This is a genomic window from Pseudomonas sp. MHK4 (assembly GCF_054600775.1).
This window is the reverse complement of sequence record NZ_BAAIAK010000004.1, coordinates 20,398-44,122: the sequence shown is the minus strand read 5'-3', so window position 1 is coordinate 44,122 and position 23,725 is coordinate 20,398. Positions and strand designations below refer to the sequence as shown.

At 60.9% G+C, this 23,725-nt stretch carries 22 protein-coding genes; 8 read left to right on the top strand and 14 right to left on the bottom strand.

Annotated elements, in window-relative coordinates:
• Window positions 1-143 precede the first annotated feature (143 nt).
• The 4 genes from ACYP2Q_RS12100 to ACYP2Q_RS12085 all read right to left on the bottom strand — a co-directional run bounded on the left by ACYP2Q_RS12100 (window position 144) and on the right by ACYP2Q_RS12085 (window position 4,759).
• The gene (locus ACYP2Q_RS12100) at window positions 144-545 is read right to left on the bottom strand and encodes an ExbD/TolR family protein (RefSeq protein ID WP_034148436.1); all 402 of its coding nucleotides are present in this window, start codon (window positions 543-545) and stop codon (window positions 144-146) included.
• Window position 546: 1 nt separating this feature from the next.
• Window positions 547-1,272, bottom strand: a complete 726-nt coding sequence (locus tag ACYP2Q_RS12095; protein ID WP_459730669.1) for a MotA/TolQ/ExbB proton channel family protein — start codon at window positions 1,270-1,272, stop codon at window positions 547-549.
• 44 nt (window positions 1,273-1,316) lie between these two features.
• On the bottom strand, window positions 1,317-2,129 hold the full coding sequence (locus ACYP2Q_RS12090) for an energy transducer TonB (protein WP_459730668.1): 813 nt from the start codon (window positions 2,127-2,129) through the stop codon (window positions 1,317-1,319).
• Between the two features lie 263 nt (window positions 2,130-2,392).
• The gene (locus ACYP2Q_RS12085; RefSeq protein WP_459730667.1) at window positions 2,393-4,759 is read right to left on the bottom strand and encodes a TonB-dependent receptor; all 2,367 of its coding nucleotides are present in this window, start codon (window positions 4,757-4,759) and stop codon (window positions 2,393-2,395) included.
• Between the two features lie 166 nt (window positions 4,760-4,925).
• Here ACYP2Q_RS12085 and ACYP2Q_RS12080 point away from each other — a divergent pair, with 166 nt between their 5' ends.
• Window positions 4,926-5,870 carry a LysR family transcriptional regulator gene (locus ACYP2Q_RS12080; RefSeq protein WP_459730666.1) on the top strand — a complete coding sequence of 315 codons (945 nt, stop codon included), beginning with the start codon at window positions 4,926-4,928 and terminating at the stop codon, window positions 5,868-5,870.
• A gap of 206 nt (window positions 5,871-6,076) precedes the next feature.
• Window positions 6,077-7,693, top strand: a complete 1,617-nt coding sequence (locus ACYP2Q_RS12075; protein ID WP_459730665.1) for an alkaline phosphatase family protein — start codon at window positions 6,077-6,079, stop codon at window positions 7,691-7,693.
• Window positions 7,694-7,773: 80 nt separating this feature from the next.
• On the opposite strand, the gene ACYP2Q_RS12070 is transcribed toward ACYP2Q_RS12075, so the two are convergent.
• Window positions 7,774-8,694: a TauD/TfdA dioxygenase family protein gene (locus ACYP2Q_RS12070; protein ID WP_459730664.1), complete on the bottom strand. Its 921-nt coding sequence runs from the start codon at window positions 8,692-8,694 to the stop codon at window positions 7,774-7,776.
• Between the two features lie 183 nt (window positions 8,695-8,877).
• Between ACYP2Q_RS12070 and ACYP2Q_RS12065 the strand changes: the two genes are divergently transcribed.
• On the top strand, window positions 8,878-9,798 hold the full coding sequence (locus ACYP2Q_RS12065) for a LysR family transcriptional regulator (protein WP_459730663.1): 921 nt from the start codon (window positions 8,878-8,880) through the stop codon (window positions 9,796-9,798).
• Window positions 9,799-9,892: 94 nt separating this feature from the next.
• Here ACYP2Q_RS12065 and ACYP2Q_RS12060 read toward each other — a convergent pair whose 3' ends face one another.
• Complete coding sequence (locus tag ACYP2Q_RS12060) at window positions 9,893-10,906, bottom strand: ABC transporter substrate-binding protein (protein WP_459730662.1); 1,014 nt, start codon at window positions 10,904-10,906, stop codon at window positions 9,893-9,895.
• A 398-nt stretch (window positions 10,907-11,304) separates the two neighbouring features.
• Here ACYP2Q_RS12060 and ACYP2Q_RS12055 point away from each other — a divergent pair, with 398 nt between their 5' ends.
• The 3 genes from ACYP2Q_RS12055 to ACYP2Q_RS12045 are packed head-to-tail and all read left to right on the top strand — an operon-like array spanning window position 11,305 to window position 15,340.
• Window positions 11,305-12,903, top strand: a complete 1,599-nt coding sequence (locus tag ACYP2Q_RS12055; protein ID WP_459730661.1) for an ABC transporter permease — start codon at window positions 11,305-11,307, stop codon at window positions 12,901-12,903.
• On the top strand, window positions 12,900-13,715 hold the full coding sequence (locus tag ACYP2Q_RS12050; RefSeq protein ID WP_459730660.1) for an ABC transporter ATP-binding protein: 816 nt from the start codon (window positions 12,900-12,902) through the stop codon (window positions 13,713-13,715). Before ACYP2Q_RS12055 ends, ACYP2Q_RS12050 begins: the two co-directional genes overlap by 4 nt.
• Window positions 13,716-13,729: 14 nt before the next feature.
• Complete coding sequence (locus ACYP2Q_RS12045; protein ID WP_459730659.1) at window positions 13,730-15,340, top strand: arylsulfatase; 1,611 nt, start codon at window positions 13,730-13,732, stop codon at window positions 15,338-15,340.
• An 89-nt stretch (window positions 15,341-15,429) separates the two neighbouring features.
• On the opposite strand, the gene ACYP2Q_RS12040 is transcribed toward ACYP2Q_RS12045, so the two are convergent.
• Entirely contained in the window at window positions 15,430-16,503 is a 1,074-nt protein-coding gene (locus tag ACYP2Q_RS12040; protein WP_459730658.1) for a fatty acid desaturase, read from the bottom strand.
• Between the two features lie 100 nt (window positions 16,504-16,603).
• On the opposite strand from ACYP2Q_RS12040, the gene ACYP2Q_RS12035 reads away from it, so the two are divergent.
• On the top strand, window positions 16,604-17,608 hold the full coding sequence (locus ACYP2Q_RS12035; RefSeq protein WP_459730657.1) for an AraC family transcriptional regulator: 1,005 nt from the start codon (window positions 16,604-16,606) through the stop codon (window positions 17,606-17,608).
• Here the strand turns inward: ACYP2Q_RS12035 and ACYP2Q_RS12030 are convergent, their stop codons facing one another.
• The 4 genes from ACYP2Q_RS12030 to ACYP2Q_RS12015 all read right to left on the bottom strand — a co-directional run bounded on the left by ACYP2Q_RS12030 (window position 17,609) and on the right by ACYP2Q_RS12015 (window position 20,306).
• On the bottom strand, window positions 17,609-18,841 hold the full coding sequence (locus tag ACYP2Q_RS12030) for a type II toxin-antitoxin system HipA family toxin (RefSeq protein WP_459730656.1): 1,233 nt from the start codon (window positions 18,839-18,841) through the stop codon (window positions 17,609-17,611). It lies immediately after the preceding gene.
• The gene (locus tag ACYP2Q_RS12025; protein WP_459730655.1) at window positions 18,834-19,082 is read right to left on the bottom strand and encodes a helix-turn-helix domain-containing protein; all 249 of its coding nucleotides are present in this window, start codon (window positions 19,080-19,082) and stop codon (window positions 18,834-18,836) included. The genes ACYP2Q_RS12030 and ACYP2Q_RS12025 overlap by 8 nt, the downstream gene beginning before the upstream one ends.
• 111 nt (window positions 19,083-19,193) lie before the next feature.
• Entirely contained in the window at window positions 19,194-19,559 is a 366-nt protein-coding gene (locus tag ACYP2Q_RS12020) for a response regulator (RefSeq protein ID WP_459730654.1), read from the bottom strand.
• A gap of 57 nt (window positions 19,560-19,616) precedes the next feature.
• A complete protein-coding gene (locus ACYP2Q_RS12015; protein ID WP_459730653.1) occupies window positions 19,617-20,306 on the bottom strand; it encodes a Crp/Fnr family transcriptional regulator in 690 nt (229 codons plus the stop codon).
• Between the two features lie 84 nt (window positions 20,307-20,390).
• Here ACYP2Q_RS12015 and ACYP2Q_RS12010 point away from each other — a divergent pair, with 84 nt between their 5' ends.
• Window positions 20,391-20,912 (top strand): Mpo1 family 2-hydroxy fatty acid dioxygenase, encoded by a 522-nt coding sequence (locus ACYP2Q_RS12010; protein ID WP_459730652.1) that lies wholly within the window; start codon window positions 20,391-20,393, stop codon window positions 20,910-20,912.
• An 89-nt stretch (window positions 20,913-21,001) separates the two neighbouring features.
• Here ACYP2Q_RS12010 and ACYP2Q_RS12005 read toward each other — a convergent pair whose 3' ends face one another.
• Genes ACYP2Q_RS12005 through cysT form a run of 3 tightly spaced genes read right to left on the bottom strand, consistent with a single transcriptional unit; the run spans window position 21,002 to window position 23,699 of the window.
• Entirely contained in the window at window positions 21,002-21,991 is a 990-nt protein-coding gene (locus ACYP2Q_RS12005) for a sulfate/molybdate ABC transporter ATP-binding protein (protein ID WP_274075043.1), read from the bottom strand.
• Window positions 21,992-21,994: 3 nt separating this feature from the next.
• Window positions 21,995-22,867 carry a sulfate ABC transporter permease subunit CysW gene (gene cysW / locus ACYP2Q_RS12000; protein ID WP_274075042.1) on the bottom strand — a complete coding sequence of 291 codons (873 nt, stop codon included), beginning with the start codon at window positions 22,865-22,867 and terminating at the stop codon, window positions 21,995-21,997.
• Between the two features lie 13 nt (window positions 22,868-22,880).
• Window positions 22,881-23,699, bottom strand: a complete 819-nt coding sequence (gene cysT, locus ACYP2Q_RS11995; protein WP_034148416.1) for a sulfate ABC transporter permease subunit CysT — start codon at window positions 23,697-23,699, stop codon at window positions 22,881-22,883.
• Between the last annotated feature and the right edge of the window lie 26 nt (window positions 23,700-23,725).

The window sequence follows — 23,725 nt, the reverse complement described above, 5'->3', positions numbered from 1 at the left end:
GGAGCTGGCTTGCCAGCGAAGGCGTCGCGCCTGACACACCGCTTTCGCTGGCAAGCCAGCTCCTACAGGGGTGATGTGTTTGACAGACATAAAAAAAGGGCCGCACCCTGCCAAGGAGACGGCCCCGGAAAATCGAAAATCTGTCAGCGCGCGGTGATCACCGACAACTTGGTAATCCCTGCCCGCTCAATGGACGCCATGGCCCGCGCCACTTCGCCGTAATTCACTCCATCGTCGGCCTGCAATTGCACCCGGACCTCCGGGTCCTTGGCCTTGGCCGCCTGTAGATTGAACTCCAGCAAATCCGGCTGGATTTCATCCTTGTTGATGAACAGCTTGCCGGCCCCGTCGATGCTCACCACCAGCGGGTCCTTCTGCTCTACCGGCGCCACAGCCTCGGTCTTGGGCAGGTTGATCGGGATCGCGTTGGTCAGCAGCGGCGCGGTGACGATGAACACCACCAGCAGCACCAGCATCACGTCCACCAGCGGTGTCACGTTGATCTCGCTCAGCACCTCATCACTGTCTTGCGTGGAGAAGGCCATATCAGGACGCCTCCTTCACTTTCTGTGCATTACCCGATGCCGCGGTTTTGTGCGCCGTCGGGTGGATCAACACGCGGAACGAACTCTTCTGCGCCAGGCTGTAGAAGTCGTGGGCAAAGTCATCCAGGTCCGCCGCCGTCAGCTTCAAACGGCGCAAAAAGTAGTTGTAAACCAGCACCGCCGGCACCGCGACGGCGATCCCCACACCGGTGGCCACCAAGGCTGCACCGATCGGCCCGGCTACCGTTTCCAGGCTCGCCGAACCCGCTGCGCTGATGCCTTTCAACGCCTCCATGATTCCCCACACCGTGCCGAACAAACCAATGAACGGCGAGGTGCTACCAATACTCGCGACCACCGCCAAGCCGGTTTCCAGCGAACGGCGCTCGCGCACGATCTGCTGGCGCAAGGCTCGTTCAAGGCGGTCCTGATGATTGATCGCCTGGCTCAAATCCGCTGCGTGTGGCGCCTCGCCCACCTGGATCGCCGCATAACCGGCCTGTGCCACCCGCGCCGCGGCGCCGGGTTGGGTTTCAGCCAGTTCCGCTGCCGAATCAAGACTGGAGGCGGCCCAGAACTGCTTGTGAAACTTTCGATCCTGGGCCTTGAGGCGGCCGAACTGCACACCCTTGAGCAACGCCAGCCCCCAAGTGGCGACAGAGAAAACCACCAGCAGCCAGATCACCGCGCTTTCGATGGATTCGAGTGGAGATGCCAATAACGTCATGGTGAATTCCTCGTGTAAAGGTTTCGCGCTAAATAGGTGTCGGTTTAATGAATCTTGAAATCGATGGGCACGCTGACCCAGCCATCCTGTGCCACGTCACCCTGCTTGGCGGGCACGAAACTCCAGCGTTTCACGGCGCTCAGTGCGGCCTCGTCGAGGGCCTCGCGGCCACTGCTTTTCTGAATCTGGATCTCGCCGGGCTTGCCGCTGGCGAGCACATGTACCCGTAACAACACCGTGCCTTCCCAACCGCGACGCTGGGCCAGCGACGGGTATTGCGGCGCCGGGTTTTTCAGGTACGCGGCGTTGGCCGAGGCTGGCGTAACCGGCGCTGGCGCGGGTGGCGCGGGCGGTGCCGGCGCTGCAACCGGTGCAGCCGGTTGTGGCGGCGCGGGCGGTTGCTCGACGGCCTTGGGCGCAGGTTTAGGTACTGGCTTGACCACTGGCTTTGGTTTGGGAATCGGTTTTGGCGCCGGTTTTGCTGCCAGCTCATCCACCACGGGCGGTGGCGGTTCGACCACCGGCGGCGGCGGCGGTGGCGGAGGCGGAGGCGGCTCGACCACTGGCGGTGCCGGACGCGAAAACTCGATGGTCATCGGTGGAATTTCCGGCGGCACGATCGGCAATGCCTTGGTCGGCTGCTGATTGACCCAGTAGATCACCGCACCGTGCACCAGCAACGCCAGCACACCGAGCAGGATCGCTTCGCGTCGGCTCAGGATGCCCTTTGGCGCACGCTGCAAACGCAGCTGGCCCAAGGGCACGCGGTGAACCCGCCCGAGGTCGACCAACTCGCCACCTGGCGCCTGGCGCCAAAGCACCTCGTGTGCGCTGGCGGCGTTCTGGACATTGCCCATTGATTTACTCCCTGCGGTCTTTTTTGCGAATTACCCGATACGCCGAACCCGACATTCCCCCGAACGACGTATCGACGGGTTAATCATTGAGTTAGACGCTTATCTCTGAAAGTAATATTTGACGTTATAGCTAGAGCAAAAACGAATATGAAAAATGCTCGATTCGTTGCAGGCCTTGTCCGGTAAGGGCTGCGACCAGGTGGCCGAAAACTCATGCTTTGCAGGCATTGAAAATATTCCCCAAGGGCATGGTTTTCAGCGCATCAGAAGTCGTACCGACCGGTCACGCCCAGGGTCCGTGGCGTCCCGAGCAAGCCTTCGTAACCGCCGTTGGCACCGGTCCAAAGGGTGGTGTAATAGGTTTTGTCGAAAGCGTTCTTCAGCCACAGCGAGACGTCCCACTGCCCCTGATTGAAGTCGCCGCGCAGGCCGGTGGACAGGTTGACCACGGCGTAGCTCGGGATCTGGCCGAAGTCGGAATCTTCCACCGTACCCACCGCCTTGGAGCGGAACGCATAGCTGGCGGTGACGTACTCTTCGAAGCCGTTACTCAGGTTCCATTTGTATTCGCCGTTGGCGTTGCCGATCCATTTCGAAGCACCGACCACCTGGTGGCCGCTGAGGTCGCAAGAGGCCGGGGCGCCTGGTGCCAGGCTGACTTCCGGCGGGCACGGCGCATCTTTGTAGGAGAGGTAGCTGACGTCGTTGTAGGAGCCGTTGATGTTCAACGTCAGGCCGCGCAACGGGATCAGCGTGCTGTCGAATTCTACGCCGCGGGAGCGCACGGAACCGGCGTTGGTCAGGTATTGCACGCGGTTGACGTCGTCGTAGGCGTTGGTCTGGTAGCCGTTGACCTGGGTCCAGAACACGTTGGCGTTGAGTTGCAGGCGACGGTCCCAGAGGGTGCTTTTGAACCCGAGTTCGGCATTGTTGGCGCGCTCGGTGCCGATCAGCAGCGAGTCGGCGCCGGCGACCGGTGCGGTGCCCACGGCCAGGTTGACGCCACCGGATTTCTCGCCGTGGGACAGCGTGGCGTAGCCGAGCAGGTTATCGCTGAAGTGGTAGCTGAGGTTCAGCAGACCCGAGGGGCTGGAACTGTACTGGTTCAAATCGCCGGAGTCGTAAGCCCCTGCGCGGCCTTGTCTTACCGCCGCTGCCGCGCCGGCCACCGCCGCGCCACCCACGGGTGCATTGCGGTCGACCCAGGCGCTTTTCTCTTCGTACGTGCCACGCACACCGGCGGTGAAGTCCAGCCGCTCAGTGAGGTGCCAGGTGCCTTGGGCAAACAGGGCGAAGCTGTCGGTCTCGATGTGGCCTTTGCCGATGCTGGTGACGTTGGCCAGTGCGCCTGCGGGCGTGCCGTTCCAGATGTCCGCTTGCGGGCCGTAATAGGAGAACGATTTGTTGTCCAGGTTGGAGCCGAAGTAATAGGCGCCGAGCACATAATCAAAGAATCCGCCGGTGGGCGACGCCAGGCGAAACTCCTGGGAATACTGCTTATCCTCCACCGAAACGCCCGCGTTGTAGAAGGCGGATACGTTCAGCCCGTCGTCGTTGCGCGGGGTGAAATTCCACCAGCGATAGGCGCTGATCGAGGTCAGGGTGAAGTCGCTCGGCAGCGTCCAGTTGGCCTCCACCGACGTGCCGCCCTGGTGCACGGTGACGTGCTGATCGTTGTTCAGGTTGACCTTGCGATGGGTGCCATCGACCAGCGTGGCGCCCGCCGCATTGGCCCGGTTCTGATACAGGTTGACGCCATTGATGGTCGGCCCGGTGTTGTACAACACGCGGGTGCCGGCGCTGGAATCCTCTTCGTTGTAATCGCCGATCCAGCGCAGGTTGAACGCCTCGTTCGGCTTGAACAGCAACTGGCCACGAAAGCCATCTCGGGAGCCGCCGTTCAGGTCATGGCCGTCGTACTCGTTCTTGATGTCGCCATCACTGCGGGTGCGGTAAGCGGAAAATCGACCCGCCAGTTCATCATTCAACGGACCGGAAATGGTGCCCTTGGTCTGGAAGTAACCGTCTTCGCCCACTGAGCTTTCGATGCTGCGTTCCGGCGTGAATGACGGCGCTCGCGTGCTGATGTTGATCACCCCAGCGGTGGTGTTCTTGCCGAATAACGTGCCTTGCGGACCGCGCAGCACTTCGAGCTGCTCGATGTCCATCAAGTCGAACACCGCCATGCCCGGCCGACCGAGGTAGACGTTGTCGATGTACAGCCCGACGCTGCCTTCCAGGCCATCGCTGGCCGGGTTGTTGCCCAGGCCACGGATCGACACGCTGGACTGGCGCGCATGCATGTAGGCGACGTTGACGCTGGGCACCAGTTGCTGCAGATCCTGGATGCGGTAGACCCGCTGCGTTTCCAGCACCTGACCGCTGACCACGCTCATGGGCGTCGGCACATCCTGCGAGCTTTCTTCGCGGCGGCGGGTGGTGACGGTCACTGTTTCCAGCTGAGCGCCATCGGCCTTGGCGGACGCGGCTTTCGTCGGGGCCTCTTGCGGGGTGGCAGTCTCGGCGGCGTAGCCTTGGGTCCAACTGGCGCTCCCCGCCAGCAGCAGGGCCAGGGGCAGGCGTTTGAGCCGTCGGGGTGTGAGGGGTGACGCTAGGTTCAACGGACTCATGAGGCGGCTCCTGGGCAAAAAACACACAGCGACTTTTCAGCGGTGCATATTCTTTAAAGTTATTTATTTATGTTTTTACAAAGATTTACTGCATAAGAGATTGCCTTTATAAGGAGTCGACCTAATGCATATCCAATGCATTTCCCCGATATTTTTAATGTGAAAAATGCATATCGACTTGCGCCAGCTTCGCCACTTCATCGCCCTCGCCGATCAGCGCAGCTTCGTTGCGGGCGCCACGGCGGTGAACCTGTCGCAGTCGGCGTTCAGCCGCAGCATCCAGGCGCTGGAACACAGCGTCGGTTGTCAGTTGGTGGATCGCGGGCGCAAGGACCTGGCGCCGACCAAACAAGGCCAGGTATTGCTCGAACACGCGCGGCGGCTGGTCAGCGGCGCGCAGCAGATGGCCAACGAGATCAGCCAGTTCAACGGCCTGGAGGCCGGCGAGTTGCGCTTCGGTTGCGGCCCGGCGCCCGCGGCGGGATTGATCCCACGGGCGATCGGCAGTTTCATCGGCCGCTATCCCAAGGCGCGGGTGCAATTCCAGGTGGATGACTGGCAAAGCCTGAGCAAGCGCCTGCTCGGCGAAGAGTTCGAATTTTTTGTCGCCGACACCCGACAGTTCGAGGCCGATCCGGACTACCTGACCCAACGCCTGCGCCCGCGCAAATGGCATTTCTGCTGCCGCGCCGGGCATCCCCTGGCCGCTCGCGAAAGCGTCAGCGCCGCCGAGTTGATGAGTTATCCGCTGGCCGTCACCATCCGCCCGCCGAACCTGCGCAAAGTCATCGTCGACCTGAGCGGCCGGCCGGATTTCACGCCCAATGTGGAGTGCGAAAACAGCTACAGCCTGCTCGGTGTGGTGCTGCGTTCGGATGCGATTGGTATCGTCGGCGACTATTCGGATGCGCTGCATAACGCCAAGGGTGAATTGGTGCGTTTGAAGATCGATGGGCTAGCCGATGACCTGGAGGAGCTGTACACCCGCTATGGGATTGTCAGTCGCGCGGGGTATCGGTTGTCACCATTGGCCGAGGCGATGATTGCGCAGATCAAGGAGGTTGATGGGCAGGATGAAGAGGTGTGTTCACTGGAGAATCTGGCCGTCTGATCGGACCTCATCGCTGGCAAGCCAGCCCCTACAAGGTTCTGTGGCGGGCACATGCACCATTGATACCTGTAGGTGCTGGCTTGCCAGCGAAGGCGTCAGCCCGGGCAAGGATGCATTCACTGCATGAAAACCATTCCCCAAACGCACTTGCCTCAACCCCGCCCCAACAGCGAAAAACCTCGCCTGTCTCTCGATCGGTGAACCCCATGTCCAATACTCAAAACCCCGTGCGCAACGTGCTGTACATCATGTGCGATCAACTGCGTCGCGATTACCTGTCGTGCTACGGCCACCCGCACCTGCACACCCCCAACATCGACCGCCTGGCCGCCGCCGGCGTGCGTTTCAGCCGTGCCTACACCCAGGGCACGATCTGCGGCCCGTCGCGGATGTCGGCCTACACCGGGCGCTATGTCAGCAGCCATCAGGTCGCCTGGAACGCCGTGCCCTTGCCGCTGGAAGAACTGACCATCGGTGACTACCTACGGCCCCATGGCATTCGCACCGCACTGGTCGGCAAGACCCACGCCACACCCAATCTCGATGCCTTGCAGCGGCTGGCCATCGATCCGCTCGGCGATCAGGCTTCGGTGCTGAACGAAGTCGGATTCGAGCCGTTTTTTCGCCATGACGGGATCTTCCCCGACGACCCGCTGTTCGATGACAAACGCGAATCCGCGCCCTACACCCACTACCTTCGCGAGCTCGGTTACGCCGGGCGCAACCCGTGGCACGACTGGGCCAACGCAGCCGAAGGCGAACAGGGCGAAATCCGCAGTGGCTGGAAAATGCGTAACGCCCATCTACCGGCGCGCGTACCGGAGCAGCATTCGGAGACCGTCTACACCACCGACCGCGCCCTCGACTTCATTGCCGGGCAAGGCGAGCAGCCGTGGTGCCTGCACCTGTCGTACATCAAGCCCCACTGGCCCTACATCGCCCCGGCGCCCTATCACGCGCTGTATGGCGCGCAGCAGGTGATCGAGCCGGTGCGTGCAGCGCAGGGCGAGGCCAGTGATCACCCGGTGTACAACGCGTTTCGCCAGCACGAGGAGAGCCTGAATTTCTCCCGGGATGAAGTGCGCCTGAACGTGATCCCGACGTACATGGGCCTGATCAAGCAGGTCGATGACCAGCTCGGCCGGCTGATCGATTTTCTCCAGAGCAGCGGTCGTTGGGACGACACCCTGATCGTGTTCACCAGCGACCACGGCGATTTCCTTGGCGATCACTACCTTGGGGAAAAAGAGTTTCTGCTGGAGCCGGCGGTGGGCGTTCCACTGATCGTGCGCGACCCGCGCCAGGCGGCTGACGCCACGCGCGGCTCGGTAGAGGAGCGCCTGGTGGAAACCATCGACGCGCTGCCAACCTTCCTTGAGGCACTGGGATTACCAGGCGCCGACCATCGCCTTGAAGGCCGCTCGCTGATTCCTCTGCTACACGGCGTGGAAACCGACTGGCGCCGCTTTGCGATCAGCGAATACGACTATGCCTTTCAAGCGCCTGCGCGGGAGCGGCTGCAGCAGCCCATCGACCGTTGCCGCATGACCATGGTGCGCAGCGAGCGCTGGAAATACCTGGCGTATGACGGCTTTCGACCGCAGCTGTTCGATCTGCTGAATGATCCGCAGGAGATACGGGACCTGGGTGCTGACCCGGCGTATGCCTCGGTGCGGGAAGAGCATGCGGGGTACTTGTTTGAGTGGGTGCGTGGGTTGAAACGGCGGACGACCATCAGTCATCAGGAGATCGATTTACGCGGCCAGCGGTTTCGTTATGGCGAGCCGGAGACCGAGAAAATGGTACAGATCGGCGTGTGGTGAAAAAGCATCGCTGGCAAGCCAGCTTCTACAAAGGTTCACCGCGACCCTGTAGGAGCTGGCTTGCCAGCGAAGGCGTCCGATCAGACGCCGCCAATATCCGGCCCCTTCACCGTCTGACTCCGCTGCCCCGCCACCCCCACCGGCACCTCCCCCTTGAGCGTCACACGCCGCACCACCCGGTCCTGGGTTCCATAGTCATCCACCGCGTAATGCTGGGTGGAGCGGTTGTCCCAGATCGCCACATCACCGACCTGCCAGCGCCAGCGCACGGTGTTTTCCTGGCGGATGACGTGGCTTTGCAACAGGCCGAACAGGTGCGCCGAATCGGCCTGGGAATAACCCTTGATGCGCTTGACGAAATGCCCCAGCAGCAAGCTTTTCTCGCCGCTGATCGGGTGTACGCGCACCACCGGGTGCTCGGTCTCGTAGACGGTCGAGGTGAAGATCTTGCGGTAGCGCTCCAGCTTTTCCTCCGACACGTCAGGCTTTGCGCCTGCGTAGTCGTATTCGTTGCTGTGCACCGCCACGAGTTTGTCCGCCAGCTCGCGCAGCTCAGGGGCCAGTTCGTTGTAGGCGGTGGCGGTGTTGGCCCACACGGTGTCGCCACCGAAGGCCGGTGCCACCACCGAGCGCAGGATCGAGGCTTTCGGGTAGGCGTCGACGAAGGTCACGTCGGTGTGCCAGGAGCTGGCGCGCTGGCCTTGGGCGCCGTCCAGCTCGAGCAGGAAACGGGTGCCGTCGCGCACCGGCACGGTCGGGTGGGCCACGGGCTCGCCGAGTAGATGGGCGAAGGCTTCCTGGCTCTGATCGTCGAGGTGGTCCTGCTCGCGGAAGAAGATCACTTTGTACTGCACCAGCGCCTGCTGGATCGCTTCGACGGTGTTGGCGTCCAGTTCACCGGAGAGCTTCACGCCACGGATCTCGGCACCGATCCGACCGGCCACCGGATGGATTTCAAGCGCGTGAACAGCGGGTTTTACAGCTAAAGCGGCATTGCTCATGGGTAGACCCTCGATCGGACTGCTGACGGTTGAGCGGCAGCGAAACAACGCTCTATCTATATTCATTTTAGATCTAATAGATATTCACATGCTTCGTTGACGGAATAAGAGCTTGCATTTAAAACCTCAACCAGCCCTCGTCGCAAATGCCTTCGAGCTATTTTTAGGATGCCGGGAAAGCATATGGATCTTCGCCAGTTGCGCTACTTCATCGCCCTCAACGAACACCGCAGTTTCGTCCGTGCGGCGGACGCCATGGGCATCACTCAACCAGCGTTCAGCCGCAGCATCCAGGGGCTCGAGCAAGAATTCGGTTGCGTACTGGTAGACCGCGGTAACAAGGATTTGCGCCCGACACCCGAAGGCCTGGTGGTGTTGCAACATGCGCGCAGCCTGGTGCAAGGCGCGGCGTTGCTCAACGCCGAAGTGACGCAGATGACCAAACTCGACGCCGGTGAGTTGCGCTTCGGTTGCGGACCCGCCCCGGCGGTGAAACTGGTACCGGACGCGGTCGCGCAATTCATCAATGCGCACCCGAAAGTTCGCACCTGCTTTGAAGTGGATAACTGGGAAAAACTCAGCCGTGCGCTGAACCGTGAAGAGATCGAATTCTTCATCGCCGACATCCGTCATTTCGAAGCCGACCCGAACTTCCAGACCCAGGCCCTGACCCCCAAGCGCGGGGTGTTTTTCTGCCGTCCCGGGCATCCGCTGCTGGCCAAGGAAAGCCTGTCGACCAACGACATGTTCGACTACCCGCTGGCCACCACGCTGATCCCGCCGGGCATCCGCAAACTGCTGGCGAACCTCAGCGGGCGCATGGATTTTTCCCCGACCATCGAGACCGAGCATTTTCCGGCGCTGGTGAAGATCGTGCTGCAGTCGAACGCGATTGGGGTGGGCACAGAGGAGGCGTTCGTCGAGGACATTGCCCAGGGTTCGCTGGCACTGCTGCACTGGCGCAACCTGCCGCAGAACATCGAAAGCATGAATGCCCGGTGCGGGATCGTCAGTCGCACAGGGTTCAGGTTGTCGCCGGCGGCGCGGGCGATGATCGAGATGTTGGTGGCGGTGGACAAGCAGGAGATTGCCGTCGCGGTTTAGGGCCTCTTCGCTGGCAAGCCAGCTCCTACAAGGACGTGGTGATCCCTGTAGGAGCTGGCTTGCCAGCGAAGGCGTCGGCTCTGTCGCCAACGATTCAGAGTTTTGCCGCAGCCAACTCAGGCGCCACCCAATCGCTCACCTTGAACGCCTTGCGAATCAGCTTCTGCTGCGAAGCCAGATCCACCGCATCCTGCAATTTACCCAGGAACACCGGGTCCAGGGTCGACGGGAAAACTTCACTCAATTTCTGGTCCTTCAAATCCTCGGTCAGAATCACCGATGGATAACTCGCCAGCCCCGACACCAACTGAATGTACGCTTCCTTGTTGCTGTCCTGGGTCAGCCATTGAACGGCTTGCTGCTGAGCCTTCAGCAGTTTGGCCACCACCTCGGGGTGCTCATCGACAAACTTGCCGCTGCCAACCAATACCGCCTGGACACTTCCCGCGCCGCCCAGGTCCTTGGTGTTCAACGGCAACTCGGCCAGGCCTTTGGCTTGCAATGCGGTCAAACTTGAACCGCCCCACGACGCATCGATCTGTTTAGCGGCGAGTGCCGCAACCGCAGCGTTGAAATCCAGGTTGATGACCTTCAGGTCCTTCTCGCTCAGCCCCTGACTGGCCAGCGCCGCATCAAAAGACAGCTGGCTGGCAGTGCCGCGAAAGATCGCCACGCGTTTGCCCTTGAGGTCCTGCAGGGTCTTGATCCCCGAACCCGGTACCACGCCGAGGTAATGCTTGACCCCCCGCGCCGAGGCACTGAGCACGCGCGTATCCAGGCCATTGGACTTGCCGATGATCGCCGCCAGGTCGCCGAGGTAGGCCAGGTCGACCTGATCGTTGGCAAAGGCTTCGTTGATCACCGGGCCTGCGCCCTTGAAGAAATTCCACTGAATCTTGATGCCCTGATCGGCGAAGGCCTTCTCGTAGATCTGCTGATCGCGCAACACGTCCACCACACCGCCTGCACTGTGTTGAGTGCCGGCGCTGAGATCGGGTACGGCGATGCGGATCTCCTTCAGTTCGGCGGCCTGGGCGGTGAACGCCAGCAAGCCCGCCAAGGCCGGTACGGCGATCAGGCTGATGACGCGTTTGAAGGGAATGTTCATGGGTGCGGCTCCTGGGGCGACGGCGTTGAGGAGCTGAAAGTAGGCTGAATCGTGACCTACACTTAAATACTATAAATTCACATTTTTATATCTTTTAGAGCTAAGCGAGCCAGTACGGGGCGCTTGGAGCGATATGCATGAGCAGCATCGAAAATATTCTTCGAATGCATTGGATGCGTATTGGCTGGAGGCCTTAAATGGTCCTGCTTATCTCCCTAAAGCATTGATTTGAATTTTTATAGAACAATTTTGCATACAACCTAAAATCCTGTGGGAGCGGGCTTGCTCGCGAAGGCGATGGATCAATCGATACGTCATTGCCTGACACGCCGTTTTCGCGAGCAAGCCCGCTCCCACAAAAGGCAGGCCGTATTGCAACCCGACAACGGAGGTCGTCCATGGCCCGTGTTTCCCTTCTCAGCCTGCCGCTGGCAGCGCCGCCGCTCAACGGCCGGCGGCTATGGCCAACACTGGGCCAACGGCTTTTGCCCTGGTTGCTGCCACTGGGCCTGTTTTCGCTGTGGTGGCTGGCCAGCCGCAATCAGTGGATGAGTGAACAGATCCTGCCGCCGCCGTCGCTGGTCTGGAACAGTGCTTTGGAACTGTTCCACGGCGAGCTATGGAGCCATTTGTGGATCAGCCTGCAGCGCCTGTTCTGGGGGCTACTGGCAGGGATCACGGCGGGTGCGATTCTGGGTGCAGCGCTGGGTTTCAGCCGCACACTGGAACGCCTGGTGTTCCCGACCTTCGCGGGGTTGGCGCAAGTCCCGACGCTGGCGTGGATCCCACTGTTCATGGTGTTTTTCGGCATCGGCGAAGTGTTGAAACTGGTGGTGCTGATCAAGGCCATCGTGGTGCCGGTAACCCTGCACACGCTGGTGGGCGTGCGTGATGCACAACCCAAATTGCGGGAAGCAGCCGCAGTGCTGCGCCTGCCGCCACGGCTGTTGATCCGCCGCCTGGTGCTGCCCGCCGCCTTGCCGGCGTTCATGGCCGGTGTGCGCCTGGCACTGGCCGCTGGCTGGACCTCATTGCTCGCCGTCGAACTGCTCGCCTCCAGCGAAGGCATCGGTTACCTGATGGTCTGGGCGCGGCAGTTGTTCATGCTCGACATCGTGTTTGTGTGCATCGTGGTGATCGGCTTGATCGGTGTGGCCATGGATCGCGGCATCGGCCTGCTGGACAAAAAACTGGTGCACTGGCCGCACCCGGCCACGGCCGAAATTCGCCGTGGCCCTAAATATCAAGGTTGGCAACGCCTGCAGCCCTGGTTGCTGCCGCTGGCGTTGCTACTGCTGTGGCAACTGGCGACGAATCAGCAATGGGTGGACGCCAACATTCTGATCAGCCCGCTGACAGTGCTGGAGACCACTTGGGACGGTTTACTCGACGGCACGCTGATCAGCGGCATGGCGCTGAGCCTGGGGCGCACCCTTGGCGGTCTATTGCTCGGCGGCGGCCTCGGTTTTGCGCTGGGCTTGCTACTCGGACTTTCTCGCGCCAGTGAACGGGTCCTCGGCCCGACCCTCGCCGCGCTCCGTCAGATCGCGATTTTCGCCTGGGTGCCACTGCTCACGGCCTGGTTCGGCCTGGGCGAACTGGCCAAATGGGTCTTCGTCGCCCTCGCCGCGTTTTTCCCGTTGTTCATCGCCACCCAACGCAGCGTCGCCAACCTTTCGCCGCAGCTCGACGAGGCCGCTCAAGTGCTGCGTCTGAATCTGCGGCAACGCCTCGCCCGCCTGGTGCTGCCGGGCGCCGCGCCAGGCATTTTCGCCGGCCTGAGGTTGAGCCTGATCTACGCCTGGCTGGGCACCATCGGTGCCGAATATTTCATGCCGTCCAACGGCGGCATCGGCAGCCAGATGATCGGTGCCCAACAACTGCTGCGCATGGACCTGATCATGGCCGGCATGTTGCTGGTCGGCCTCACCGGCGCCCTGCTCAACCTGATTGGCCAACGCCTCGAAACTCGCGCCACCCGCTGGAGACACGCATGAACGCACCCATCGTCAGCTTCAACCACGTAGGCAAAACCTTCGACGTCGACGGCTTTGAGCTGGAGGCCATCCGCGAATTCAACCTGGACATTGCCGAGGGTGAATTCGTCGCGATTGTCGGCTCCAGCGGCTGTGGAAAATCCACGTTGCTGCGACTGCTGGTGGGTCTCGATACGCAGTTTCGCGGGCAGATCAGCGTTGATGGAAAAGCCGTCACCGGCATCGGTGGCGAGCGCGGCATCGTCTTTCAGGAGCACCGTTTGTTCCCCTGGCTGACCGTGGCCGACAACATCGGCCTGGGCCTGGTCAACGAGCCATTGAGTGCTGAGCAAAAGCACAAGCGCATCAGTGATTTTATCGATCTGGTCGGCCTGCGCGACTTCAGCCGAGCTTATCCACACCAGCTCTCCGGCGGCATGGCGCAACGGGTGGCGATCGCTCGCGGCCTGGTGGCCAGCCCACGGATCTTGCTGCTGGACGAACCCTTCGGCGCCCTCGATGCCCTGACCCGCCAGCAGATGCAGGATGAACTGCTGGCGATCCGCGCGCGGGCCAAAATCACCACGATTCTGGTCACCCACGATGTCGAGGAAGCGATCTTCCTCGCCGACCGCGTGGTGGTGATGGAACCGCGTCCCGGGCGCATCAAGCAAGTGGTCGACATCGCCCTGCCCCATCCGCGCCTGCGCAGCAGTTTCGACTTCCACCAACTGCGCGAAGAGCTGCTGCACGAACTCACCAGTGACGACCACTACCAACCACCGGTACCGGTGCAGGTACGTGATTTGCCGCTGTCCTTCATTGCCTGCTGAACAGGAGATTCTTGATGCCGCAACGTCCCAACTTTCTGGTGATCCTGGCCGATGACCTGGGCTTTTCCGATCTCGGTGCATTCGGCGGTGAGATCGCCACGCCCAACCTCGATGCCCTGGCCAATAACGGCCTGCGCCTGACCGATTTCCACACCGCGCCTACCTGCTCGCCGACGCGCTCGATGCTGCTGACTGGCACCGATCACCACATCGCCGGCATCGGCACCATGGCCGAAGCGCTGACCCCTGACCTGATCGGCAAGCCCGGTTACGAGGGCTACCTGAACGACCGCGTCGTCGCCCTGCCCGAGCTGCTGCGCGAGGCCGGTTACCAGACGTTGATGAGCGGCAAATGGCACTTGGGCCTGACCGCCGAACTGGCGCCCCATGCCCGCGGTTTCGAGCGTTCGTTCTCACTGCTGCCGGGCGCCGCCAACCATTACGGGTTCGAGCCGACCTACGACGAACACACGCCGGGCCTGCTGAAATCGACCCCGGCGCTGTACATCGAAGACGATCAATTCATCGATGAGCTGCCGAAGGATTTCTATTCTTCCGATGCCTTCGGCGACAAGCTGCTGCAGTACCTCAAGGAGCGCGATCAGACCCGCCCGTTCTTCGCTTACCTGCCGTTTTCCGCACCGCACTGGCCGTTGCAGGCGCCGGCCGATGTGGTCGAGAAATACCGCGGCCGCTATGACGCCGGCCCCGAAGTGCTGCGCCTGGAACGTCTGGAAAAGCTCAAGGCCCTGGGATTGATCGAGGCCGATGTAGAGCCGCATCCGCTGATCCAGCTCAGCGCCCAATGGGATGCCTTGAGCGACGAACAACGGCAGGTTTCCGCGCGGGCCATGGAGGTGTATGCGGCGATGGTCGAGCGCATGGACTGGAACATCGGTCGCGTCGTCGACTACCTGCGCAACCAGGGGCAACTGGACAATACGTTCATCCTGTTCATGTCCGATAACGGCGCCGAAGGTGCGCTGCTCGAAGCCTTCCCGAAATTCGGCCCGCAGCTGCTGACCTACCTCAACCAGCATTACGACAACAGCCTGGACAACATTGGCCGCGCCAACTCCTACGTCTGGTACGGGCCGAACTGGGCGCAAGTGGCGACCGCCCCTTCACGGCTGTTCAAGGCGTTCACCACCGAAGGCGGGATTCGGGTGCCCGCGCTGGTGCACTACCCGCAACTGCCGCTCAAGGGGCAGATCAGCCATGGGTTCGGCACGGTGATGGACATCACGCCGACCCTCCTCGATCTCGCCGGGGTGCGTCATCCGGGCAAGCAATGGCACGGCAAGCCAGTGGCGCCGTTGCGTGGCAAGTCGTGGTTGGGGTTTCTATCGGGCGAAACGGCGCAGGTGCATGACGAGCACACCGTGACGGGTTGGGAGTTGTTCGGGCGGAGGGCGATTCGCCAGGGGCAATGGAAAGCGGTCTACATCCCGGGGCCGGTGGGGCCGGCGACCTGGCAGCTTTATGATCTGGGCAGCGATCCGGGGGAGATTCATGACCTGGCGTTGAGTCAGCCTGCCAAGCTCAACCTGTTGATCGAGCATTGGCAGAACTATGTGGATGAGACCGGGGTGATATTGAGTGAGTCGCCGTTTCAGCCGGATTGAGGTTGCCTGAAAGATCGCCATCGCTGGCAAGCCAGCTCCTACAGGTTGTCGCGGTCCTTGTAGCAGCTGGCTTGCCCGCGAAGAGGCCCTCAAACCCGAGCACCCTCCACAGCCTGCCCTTGAACGACCTCCTTGCGCACAAACCGATTGGCCCGCGCAAACGTCCCGAAATCATTGAACCGAACCCCCATCTCACGCATCACCTTATGCGCCACCGGCACGGTCAGCTGGCGGATGTAGAACGGTTCCTTCACCACAAAGTGATGAATCCCGTGGCTGCTGCCAAAGTTGAAGCAGAACGCCTGCAACGGCCACAGCCACCAGGCATTCAGTACCTGGCACTGCTGCATCACATTCCCCGGCTCGATGTCGCCGTAGTAGTGCATGTTGGAGCTGATGAAGTGCAGGCAGAAAGTGCGCAGCACGTTCGGGCCGATGATCACCACCGCGGCGATATCAATCACGTTCATCACCGCCAGCGTGGTCGCCGACCACTCGATCGGCGTGCCCATCAGGTAGGCAATGCCGTTTGCGGCGTGGAAGCCGAGGAACACATACCACGCGCCCCAATGCATCAGCGCCAGCGGCGCATAGACCTTCAGCGTGCGCTGGATGATGCTGAACTTTTGCGCCCAGGTCCTGGCCCGCAGCATGCGGATCAACGACGACATGATGTTGTCGCCAATCATCAACAACCGCGCGAAACCCCAAGGCTCGCCGTTGGTGATGGCGCGTTCTTCCATGTCGGTTTCAGAGCCGGATACCTTGTGGTGATTGAGGTGCAGGTGACGACGAATCCACGGATTGATCGTGCTCGGGCGCGCCAGCCAGACCAGGCCCATCATCAGGTTGTGCGGCACCCGCTGCTTGCGGAAGTACATGCTGTGAATCAAGTCGTGTTCAAGTTCGTGGGTCAACGAAGCGAAAAAAGCATTGAGCAGCAAGCACACCCACCAGGCCATGTAACCCTCGATGTAGAGCGCCGCCGAACCGATCATGCCGGCCAGTGCAAAGGCCAGGATGCCCGCGCCCAAGGCGTCCTGGTGCTTGAGAATCGGGTAGCGCTGGCGCAGTTCGACACCCTTGGCCAACACCACTTCGCGAATATGTGCAGATCGCGCAGTTGCATTCAGTCGCTGGGGACTTGCAGAAGTACCTTGCATGCTTCCATCCTCTGGTTATTGATGTTCGCATCCTGCCCGCTTCACATGCCTGGAGCGGTAGCCGAGAACGCCAACCTGTTGACCGGAAGCGCCAATCAGCATGACTGAACCGACCTCTCTCGCCAGCTGGACCCGCGCCCTGCGCAAGCAACTCGACGCCCTGGGCCTCGACAGCACCGCCTTGTGCCAGCAAGCAGGGCTCGACCCGCAACTGATGGACGACCCGAACGCCCGCTATCCGTTGTCCGGTACCACGCGCCTGTGGGAAATCGCGGTGCAGGTCAGCGGCGACCCGGCGATCGGCCTGCGTGTCTCGCGCTTCGTCAGCCCCACCACCTTTCACGCGCTCGGTTATGCGCTGGTGGCCAGCGGTAGCTTGCGCGAAGTCTTCGAGCGCATCGTGCGTTATCACCAGGTGGTCAGTGACGCCCTGGAACTGGAACTGACCCGCGGCGAAGACCGCTACTGCTTTCACCTGAGGATTCCCCCAGGCAATCCGGCCCCGGCATTCGAAGCCATCGACGCCTTCGTGGCGATTTATGTGCGCACCTGCCGCAACCGCCTGGGCCGCGACTACGCACCGCTGGCGGTGTACTTGCGTCGCCCTGAGCCAGCGGACCCGCATCAATGGCACAAGGTCTTTCGCTCACCGGTGTATTTCGCCACCGGGGAGGATCGGCTGGAATTCGCGCTGGCGGATTTCGACAGTCACCTGGACGACGCCAACCCGGAACTGGCCGAACACAACGAAGCCGTGCTCAACCGCACCCTGGCGCAACTCAAACCGCTGACCTGGGAGCGCAAGGTCCGCGACGCCATCGAAGAGCAATTGCCGGAAGGCGAACCCAGTGCCGAACACATCGCCAAGGCCCTGCACCTGAGCCTGCGCAGCCTGCAACGGCATCTGGCGGATGAGGGTTGTCGATTCGATACGCTGCTCAACGAAAGCCGCGAAAACCTCGCGTTGCTGCACCTGCGCGATCCGCAATGCTCGTTGAGCGAGATCAGTTACTTGCTGGGGTTTGCCGATACCAGCAGTTTCAGCCGCGCGTTCAAGCGCTGGACAGGGATGACGCCGGGGCAGTTTCGCGATGGGTTGCGCTGATCAGCTCTTCACGAGGCTGCGCGCCATGCCTGATTTCCACTGTTCCATCAGCGCTTCGCCAACGCTCGCAAAATCGCGATTGCCCTTGATGTGAGCCGCTATTTCCATCATCGCCACGTCCATGCCATGGGCGACTTGCTGCAACAGCTCATGACAGCGCCCTTCGGTCAGATTGCAGGCCGAGCGGCCAAAGCGCATCAGCATCTTGTACTTGGGCCACGCTTTCGACCCGCCCAACAACAACGCCATGCTGTCGTTCTTGATGTAGACCGAAGTGGTCACGATGTCGTAGGCGGGAGCAAGGGTGATTTGCGCATCCGTAGCGCAATCCTCGTACAGCACACCGAAGTTCTTGAGGTGAGCATCGCCATTTTTCAAGCCGGACGAGAGCGCAACAATCTTGAAAAAAGACTCCAGCGCATGGTTGAGCGATGTCGGGGAGACGAATGCCTTGATCTGCCTCGCGGCACCTTCGTATGAGCCATCGTATTTGGCCTTCGAAGGCCAGGCATTCAGGACACAGAAATCCTCGAACCCCAGGTAACCCCGGTCATTCAGATCGAAACGTTCGACGACCAGGAATTTGCCGTGCTCGCTGAGTTCGAACTTCGGCACTTCCAGGCCCGAATGCAAGGCGGCGCGCATGCAAAAATACTCGTTGGCCGCAAGCTCAGGGTATTCCTCGGGCCGGAAGGACTTGATCAGGTGCGTCGCGCCGCGATGAGTCATCCGGTCGACAGTCGTTGCACTGTCACGGACAAGCACCTTCGGCTGCACGCCCGAGACGCCCGAATACTGGCCATAGGTGTGCAATAAATCATCGAACAAACCTTGCGAACCATCGTGAGCCAGCAGGTCCGCGAGGCTGGTTTCGGGTGGATGGTCGCTCGCATCCTGCGCGTTTGCAATTGCCACTCGACCGAGCTGGTACGGACCAACGATCGCCAGCATCGTAAAATCATCGAAGCCCCTGACCGCTTTACTGAAACGGCGAACCAACTCTTCACGCAGAGCACCTTCTGGCAAGTTCATTTCGAAAATCGGCGGAACACCTTGTTCCCACGTATAGCTTTCGAGACGAGCCGGCATGGTCAACGAAACCGAGTTTTCTTCCTGCGTGCTTTCGACATAGGTAAACACCGAATTACTGCGTGACGGACCACGACCGAGAGTGCCGGCCACGGCTCCGGAGACACTGATGCACAGCCGGTCCTGCTGCTGCGGCTCAGCCATGGAAGTTGGCCTTTTTCAGAGAATCCAGCGTTGGACGCTTCGCCTGGCGAGGCACGGCAATGAGTTCGTAGCCGAACCCGTTGAGGATCGCCTCGACCTTGCGCAGTCCGATTTCGGAGATTGTGTTGTTCTCGATTCCGGAAATCGTGGAGCGGCTCATTCCGTACTGATTTCCCAAGGCCTGCTGGGAAAGCTTTTGCTCTTTACGCAGTGAGCGGATCAATTCACCAATGTTTTCCATTTATCGACCTGCATCGTATACCGTGCAAAATTCCACGAACTGTGGATATGCATTGTATTTAGTGCAGTTTTAAGATTAAGTCCAGCTGGTTTTAACCGTGCCCTGGGAACTTCAGCGCCCCTGTCCCCGCCGCAACAACTTGCGCACCCGCGCCACCAGCTCACTCACGGCAAACGGCTTGAGCAGGTAATCATCCTCGTGCAACTCCAACCCGCGCAGGCGATCCTCGATTCCGTCCTTGGTGGTGAGCAAGAGCACGGGCGTCTCACCAAGCTTGCGGATCTGCTGCAGCAGCTGCCAACCATTGAGCCCCGGCAGCATGACGTCGAGGATGATCAGCTCATACTCGCCCTCCTCGATAAAGCGCCGACCGTCCATCCCGTTGACCGCCACATCTACCGCAAAGCTCGCCTCGCTCAGGCCTTCGGCCAGATGCCTGGCGAGTCCGGGTTCGTCTTCCACTAGCAATACACGCATGGCACACCTCGATTGTCGTCATCACAGGCTAGGCGCGTTGATGAAGAAAGCCCATCACTAAAAGATCGCAGCCAACACGCGCAACCGTACGGCATCAAGGATTTCGATCTCGCCATAACCCAGATTCAAAATCCCCTGCCCCTGCAAATCCTTCAGGATCTGGTTGGTGGTCTGCCGTGACAGCGACAACATCGAAGCAAGCTGCTCTTGCGGCAGTTGCAGGACTCGGCGTGGTTCGTCGATTTCGCCGTACCCTTCGGCGATCATCAGCAAGCGATGGGCCAGCCGTGCCGGGGCCGGCATCAGGCTCAACTGTTCGATATTGATGAAGGTCAGGCGCAATTTCTGACTCATCAACAGCGCCAGTTGCCGCCAGTACACCGGCTGCTCATCGAGCAACGCGAACAGCGCGGTTTGCGGGATGTGCAACAGCGTGCACAGGCCCAAGCCAAAGGCATCGTGGGTGCGTGGCTGGCCATCGAACAGGCAGATTTCGCCAAACCAGTGAGGCGCTTCCACCAGACTCAGCAACGCCTCCTTGCCCTGCTCGTTCACGGCACCGATACGCACCGCGCCTTCGAGCACCGCGTACAGGCCACAGGGTGGATCGCCGCGCTGAAACAGGCGCTGACCAGCTGATAAGCGCCGCACCCTGGCGGCGGCCAGCAGACTATCCTGTAGGGAAACAGGCAAATGGCTGAACCACTGGCCGCGCAACAGGCGTGGCCGCCAGACCTGCATATCCATGAAAACTCCTAGAGATTGTCGCCTGGCTGACAGAGCAAAAAATGGCCCCGAGGCATGATCGTGCACCCTACAGGAGGAATAACAATGAAAAAAAGCCTCGTTGACCATCTCAGTCAATACGCCGCCTACCACCGAGATCCGCGCAACATTGCCACGCATTTCATTGGTATCCCGTTGATTGTGGTGGCAGTGGCGGTATTACTGTCCCGTCCGCAATGGGCCGGGGGCTGGCTTTCACCGGCGGTGCTGGTCGCGCTGGCGTCGGCGTGGTTCTACCTGCGCCTGGAGTTGCGCCTTGGGGTGTTGATGACGGTGTTGCTAGGGCTTTGTGTCTGGGCGGGTCAGGTATTGGCGCAGCAAAGCACGCTGGTCTGGCTAAGCAGTGGCGTGGCGATGTTTGTGATTGGCTGGGCGATCCAGTTTGTTGGCCACCACTATGAAGGACGCAAACCGGCGTTTGTCGATGATGTGACGGGGTTGATTGTCGGGCCGCTGTTTGTGGTGGTGGAGCTGGCGTTTTTGCTCGGGTTGCGCCATGGGTTGAAAGAGCAGATCGAGGCGCGGGCGGGGGGTGTGCGGGTCAATCCAAACAAAGCGGCGGCCTGACCGGATCTGTAGGAGCTGGCTTGCCGGCGAAAGCGGTGTGTATGACACACCGCGTCATCGTTGATCGCTGGCAAGCCAGCTCCTACAGGTCAGAGGTTGGCGACCTTCTGCCAGACCTTCGGCTTGAAGAACAGCGTCTCGCCCTTGGCCAACCCGATCAGGCTGTCGTGATCCTTGACCACTTCGGCTTCGATCAGATCACTCTGGCCTTCGACCTTCAGCGTCACCCGCGTCGTCGCACCCAACGGACGGATATCGCGCACTTGCGCGGCGTGGTGATCTTCCAGTTCATGCCGCGACAGCGACACCTCGTGCGGACGGAACAGCACGTGATTGTCTTCGCCCAGATGCAGACGGTTCGAATCGCCGAGGAAGTGATAAACGAAATCGCTGGCCGGATTTTCGTAGACGTCACCCGGTGCGCCGATCTGCTCGATCACGCCCTTGTTCATCACCACTATCCGGTCGGCGACTTCCATCGCCTCTTCCTGGTCGTGGGTCACGAATACCGACGTCAGGTTGATGTCTTCATGAAGGCGCGCCAGCCAGCGACGCAGCTCTTTACGAACCTTGGCATCGAGCGCGCCAAAGGGTTCGTCGAGCAGCAGCACCTTCGGCTCTACCGCCAACGCGCGTGCCAGGGCGATACGCTGACGCTGACCACCGGAGAGCTGTTCCGGATAGCGATCCGACAACCAGTCCAGCTGCACCATGTTCAGCAGTTCGTGCACCTTGGTTGCGATCTGGCTTTCGCTCGGGCGCTGGTTTTTCGGCTTCATGCGCAGGCCGAACGCGACGTTGTCGAACACCGTCATGTGGCGGAACAAGGCGTAGTGCTGGAACACGAAACCGACGTTGCGATCACGCACGTCGTGGCCGGAAACGTCTTCACCGTGGAACACGATATTGCCCTGGTCCGGGGTTTCCAGGCCGGCGATGATCCGCAGCAACGTGGTCTTGCCGCAACCCGAGGGGCCGAGCAGCGCGACCAGTTCGCCGCTCTGGATGTCCAGGCTGATGTTGTCCAGAGCCTTGAACGCATTGAAATTCTTGCTGACGTTACGCACTTCGATCGACATGAATTATTCCTCCGCGGCGCTGGCGCGCAGGCGGTTGATACGGTTTTCGCTCCACTGCTTGAGCAGCAGGATGAAGAGCGCCAGGATCAGCAACAGGCTCGCCACGGCGAACGCAGCCACGTGGTTGTATTCGTTGTAGAGGATCTCGACGTGCAGCGGCAAGGTGTTGGTCACCCCGCGAATGTGCCCGGAAACCACCGACACCGCACCGAATTCGCCCATGGCCCGCGCGGTACAGAGCACCACGCCATAGATCAGCCCCCATTTGATGTTGGGCACGGTGACGTGCCAGAACATCTGCCAGCCATTGGCCCCGAGCAGGCGCGCGGCCTCCTCTTCCTGGGTGCCCTGCTCCTGCATCAGCGGGATCAGCTCACGGGCCACGAACGGCACGGTGACGAAAATCGTCGCCAGCACGATGCCTGGCAAGGCGAAGACGATCTGGATGTCGTGATCCTGCAACCACGGGCCGAACAGCCCCTGGGCGCCGAACATCAACACATAGACCAGGCCGGCGATGACCGGCGATACCGAGAACGGCAGGTCGATCAGGGTCACCAGCATGCTCTTGCCGCGGAACGAGTACTTGCTCACGCACCAAGCGGCACTGACGCCGAACACCAGGTTCAACGGCACCGAAATCAACACGGCAATCAACGTGAGCTTCAGCGCCGACAGTGCGTCGGGTTCGAAGATCGCGGTGAAGAACGCACCCAGGCCATTTTTCAAACCCTGGGACACCACGATGAACAGCGGCAATAACAGGAACAGCGCAAAAATCAGCCAGCCAAGGCCGATCAGGATTCGCCGCGAGGTCGCACTGCCACGGCGGGCAGCGTTGGCCGAAGAGGCGGCAGCAATAGACGATTGGGACATTGTTCGCGCCTCCTTATGGGGTTTCGATGCGCCGCTGCAGCAAGTTGATCAGCAGCAACAGAATGAAGGAAACCACCAGCATCAATACACCAATGGAGGTAGCGCCGGTGTAATCGTACTGGTCGAGCTTGACCATGATCAGCAGCGGCAGGATCTCGGTTTTCATCGGCATGTTGCCGGCGATGAAAATCACCGAACCGTACTCGCCGACCCCGCGGGCAAAGGCCAGGGCGAAACCGGTCAACCAGGCCGGCAGCAGGGCCGGCACCAGGATATGACGGAAAACCTGCAATGGCTTTGCCCCCAGGCATGCCGCCGCTTCTTCCACTTCACGGGGAATGTCGGCCAGCACTGGCTGTACGGTACGTACTACGAATGGAAGTGTCACAAAAGTGAGGGCAAGGGTGATGCCCAGGGGGGTGTAGGCGATCTTGAACCCCAGATCCGCTGCAAACTGACCCACCAGACCGGTAGGCGTGTACAGCGCGGTCAGCGCAATACCGGCCACGGCGGTGGGCAAAGCGAATGGCAAGTCGATCATCGCATCGATGATCTTGCGTCCAGGGAAGGTATAGCGCACCAGCACCCAGGCCAGCAGCGTGCCGATGATGCCGTTGATGATGGCGGCGTACAGGGCGGTGCCGAAGCTCAGCTTCAACGCCGCCAGCACCCGTGGCGCCGAGATGATTGCCCAGAACTGATCCCAGGTGAGTTGAGCGGCATGCACGAACATCGCCGCCAGTGGTATGAGCACAATCAGGCTGAGGTACACCAAGGTGTAGCCCAGCGTCAGCCCGAAGCCGGGTATGACGGGGGAGATACGACGCGACATAAAAGTCCCTGGTTGAGAATGCACAA

Coding starts and splice junctions, on each gene's coding strand:
- ACYP2Q_RS12085 (WP_459730667.1), bottom strand. CDS start 4,759: ATGAGTCCGTTGAACCTAGCGTCACCCCTCACACCCCGACGGCTCAAA.
- cysW (WP_274075042.1), bottom strand. CDS start 22,867: ATGTCCCAATCGTCTATTGCTGCCGCCTCTTCGGCCAACGCTGCCCGC.
- ACYP2Q_RS12070 (WP_459730664.1), bottom strand. CDS start 8,694: ATGAGCAATGCCGCTTTAGCTGTAAAACCCGCTGTTCACGCGCTTGAA.
- ACYP2Q_RS12100 (WP_034148436.1), bottom strand. CDS start 545: ATGGCCTTCTCCACGCAAGACAGTGATGAGGTGCTGAGCGAGATCAAC.
- ACYP2Q_RS12035 (WP_459730657.1), top strand. CDS start 16,604: ATGACTGAACCGACCTCTCTCGCCAGCTGGACCCGCGCCCTGCGCAAG.
- ACYP2Q_RS12020 (WP_459730654.1), bottom strand. CDS start 19,559: ATGCGTGTATTGCTAGTGGAAGACGAACCCGGACTCGCCAGGCATCTG.
- cysT (WP_034148416.1), bottom strand. CDS start 23,699: ATGTCGCGTCGTATCTCCCCCGTCATACCCGGCTTCGGGCTGACGCTG.
- ACYP2Q_RS12080 (WP_459730666.1), top strand. CDS start 4,926: ATGCATATCGACTTGCGCCAGCTTCGCCACTTCATCGCCCTCGCCGAT.
- ACYP2Q_RS12060 (WP_459730662.1), bottom strand. CDS start 10,906: ATGAACATTCCCTTCAAACGCGTCATCAGCCTGATCGCCGTACCGGCC.
- ACYP2Q_RS12095 (WP_459730669.1), bottom strand. CDS start 1,272: ATGACGTTATTGGCATCTCCACTCGAATCCATCGAAAGCGCGGTGATC.
- ACYP2Q_RS12015 (WP_459730653.1), bottom strand. CDS start 20,306: ATGGATATGCAGGTCTGGCGGCCACGCCTGTTGCGCGGCCAGTGGTTC.
- ACYP2Q_RS12005 (WP_274075043.1), bottom strand. CDS start 21,991: ATGTCGATCGAAGTGCGTAACGTCAGCAAGAATTTCAATGCGTTCAAG.
- ACYP2Q_RS12075 (WP_459730665.1), top strand. CDS start 6,077: ATGTCCAATACTCAAAACCCCGTGCGCAACGTGCTGTACATCATGTGC.
- ACYP2Q_RS12010 (WP_459730652.1), top strand. CDS start 20,391: ATGAAAAAAAGCCTCGTTGACCATCTCAGTCAATACGCCGCCTACCAC.
- ACYP2Q_RS12055 (WP_459730661.1), top strand. CDS start 11,305: ATGGCCCGTGTTTCCCTTCTCAGCCTGCCGCTGGCAGCGCCGCCGCTC.
- ACYP2Q_RS12090 (WP_459730668.1), bottom strand. CDS start 2,129: ATGGGCAATGTCCAGAACGCCGCCAGCGCACACGAGGTGCTTTGGCGC.
- ACYP2Q_RS12050 (WP_459730660.1), top strand. CDS start 12,900: ATGAACGCACCCATCGTCAGCTTCAACCACGTAGGCAAAACCTTCGAC.
- ACYP2Q_RS12045 (WP_459730659.1), top strand. CDS start 13,730: ATGCCGCAACGTCCCAACTTTCTGGTGATCCTGGCCGATGACCTGGGC.
- ACYP2Q_RS12065 (WP_459730663.1), top strand. CDS start 8,878: ATGGATCTTCGCCAGTTGCGCTACTTCATCGCCCTCAACGAACACCGC.
- ACYP2Q_RS12030 (WP_459730656.1), bottom strand. CDS start 18,841: ATGGCTGAGCCGCAGCAGCAGGACCGGCTGTGCATCAGTGTCTCCGGA.
- ACYP2Q_RS12040 (WP_459730658.1), bottom strand. CDS start 16,503: ATGCAAGGTACTTCTGCAAGTCCCCAGCGACTGAATGCAACTGCGCGA.
- ACYP2Q_RS12025 (WP_459730655.1), bottom strand. CDS start 19,082: ATGGAAAACATTGGTGAATTGATCCGCTCACTGCGTAAAGAGCAAAAG.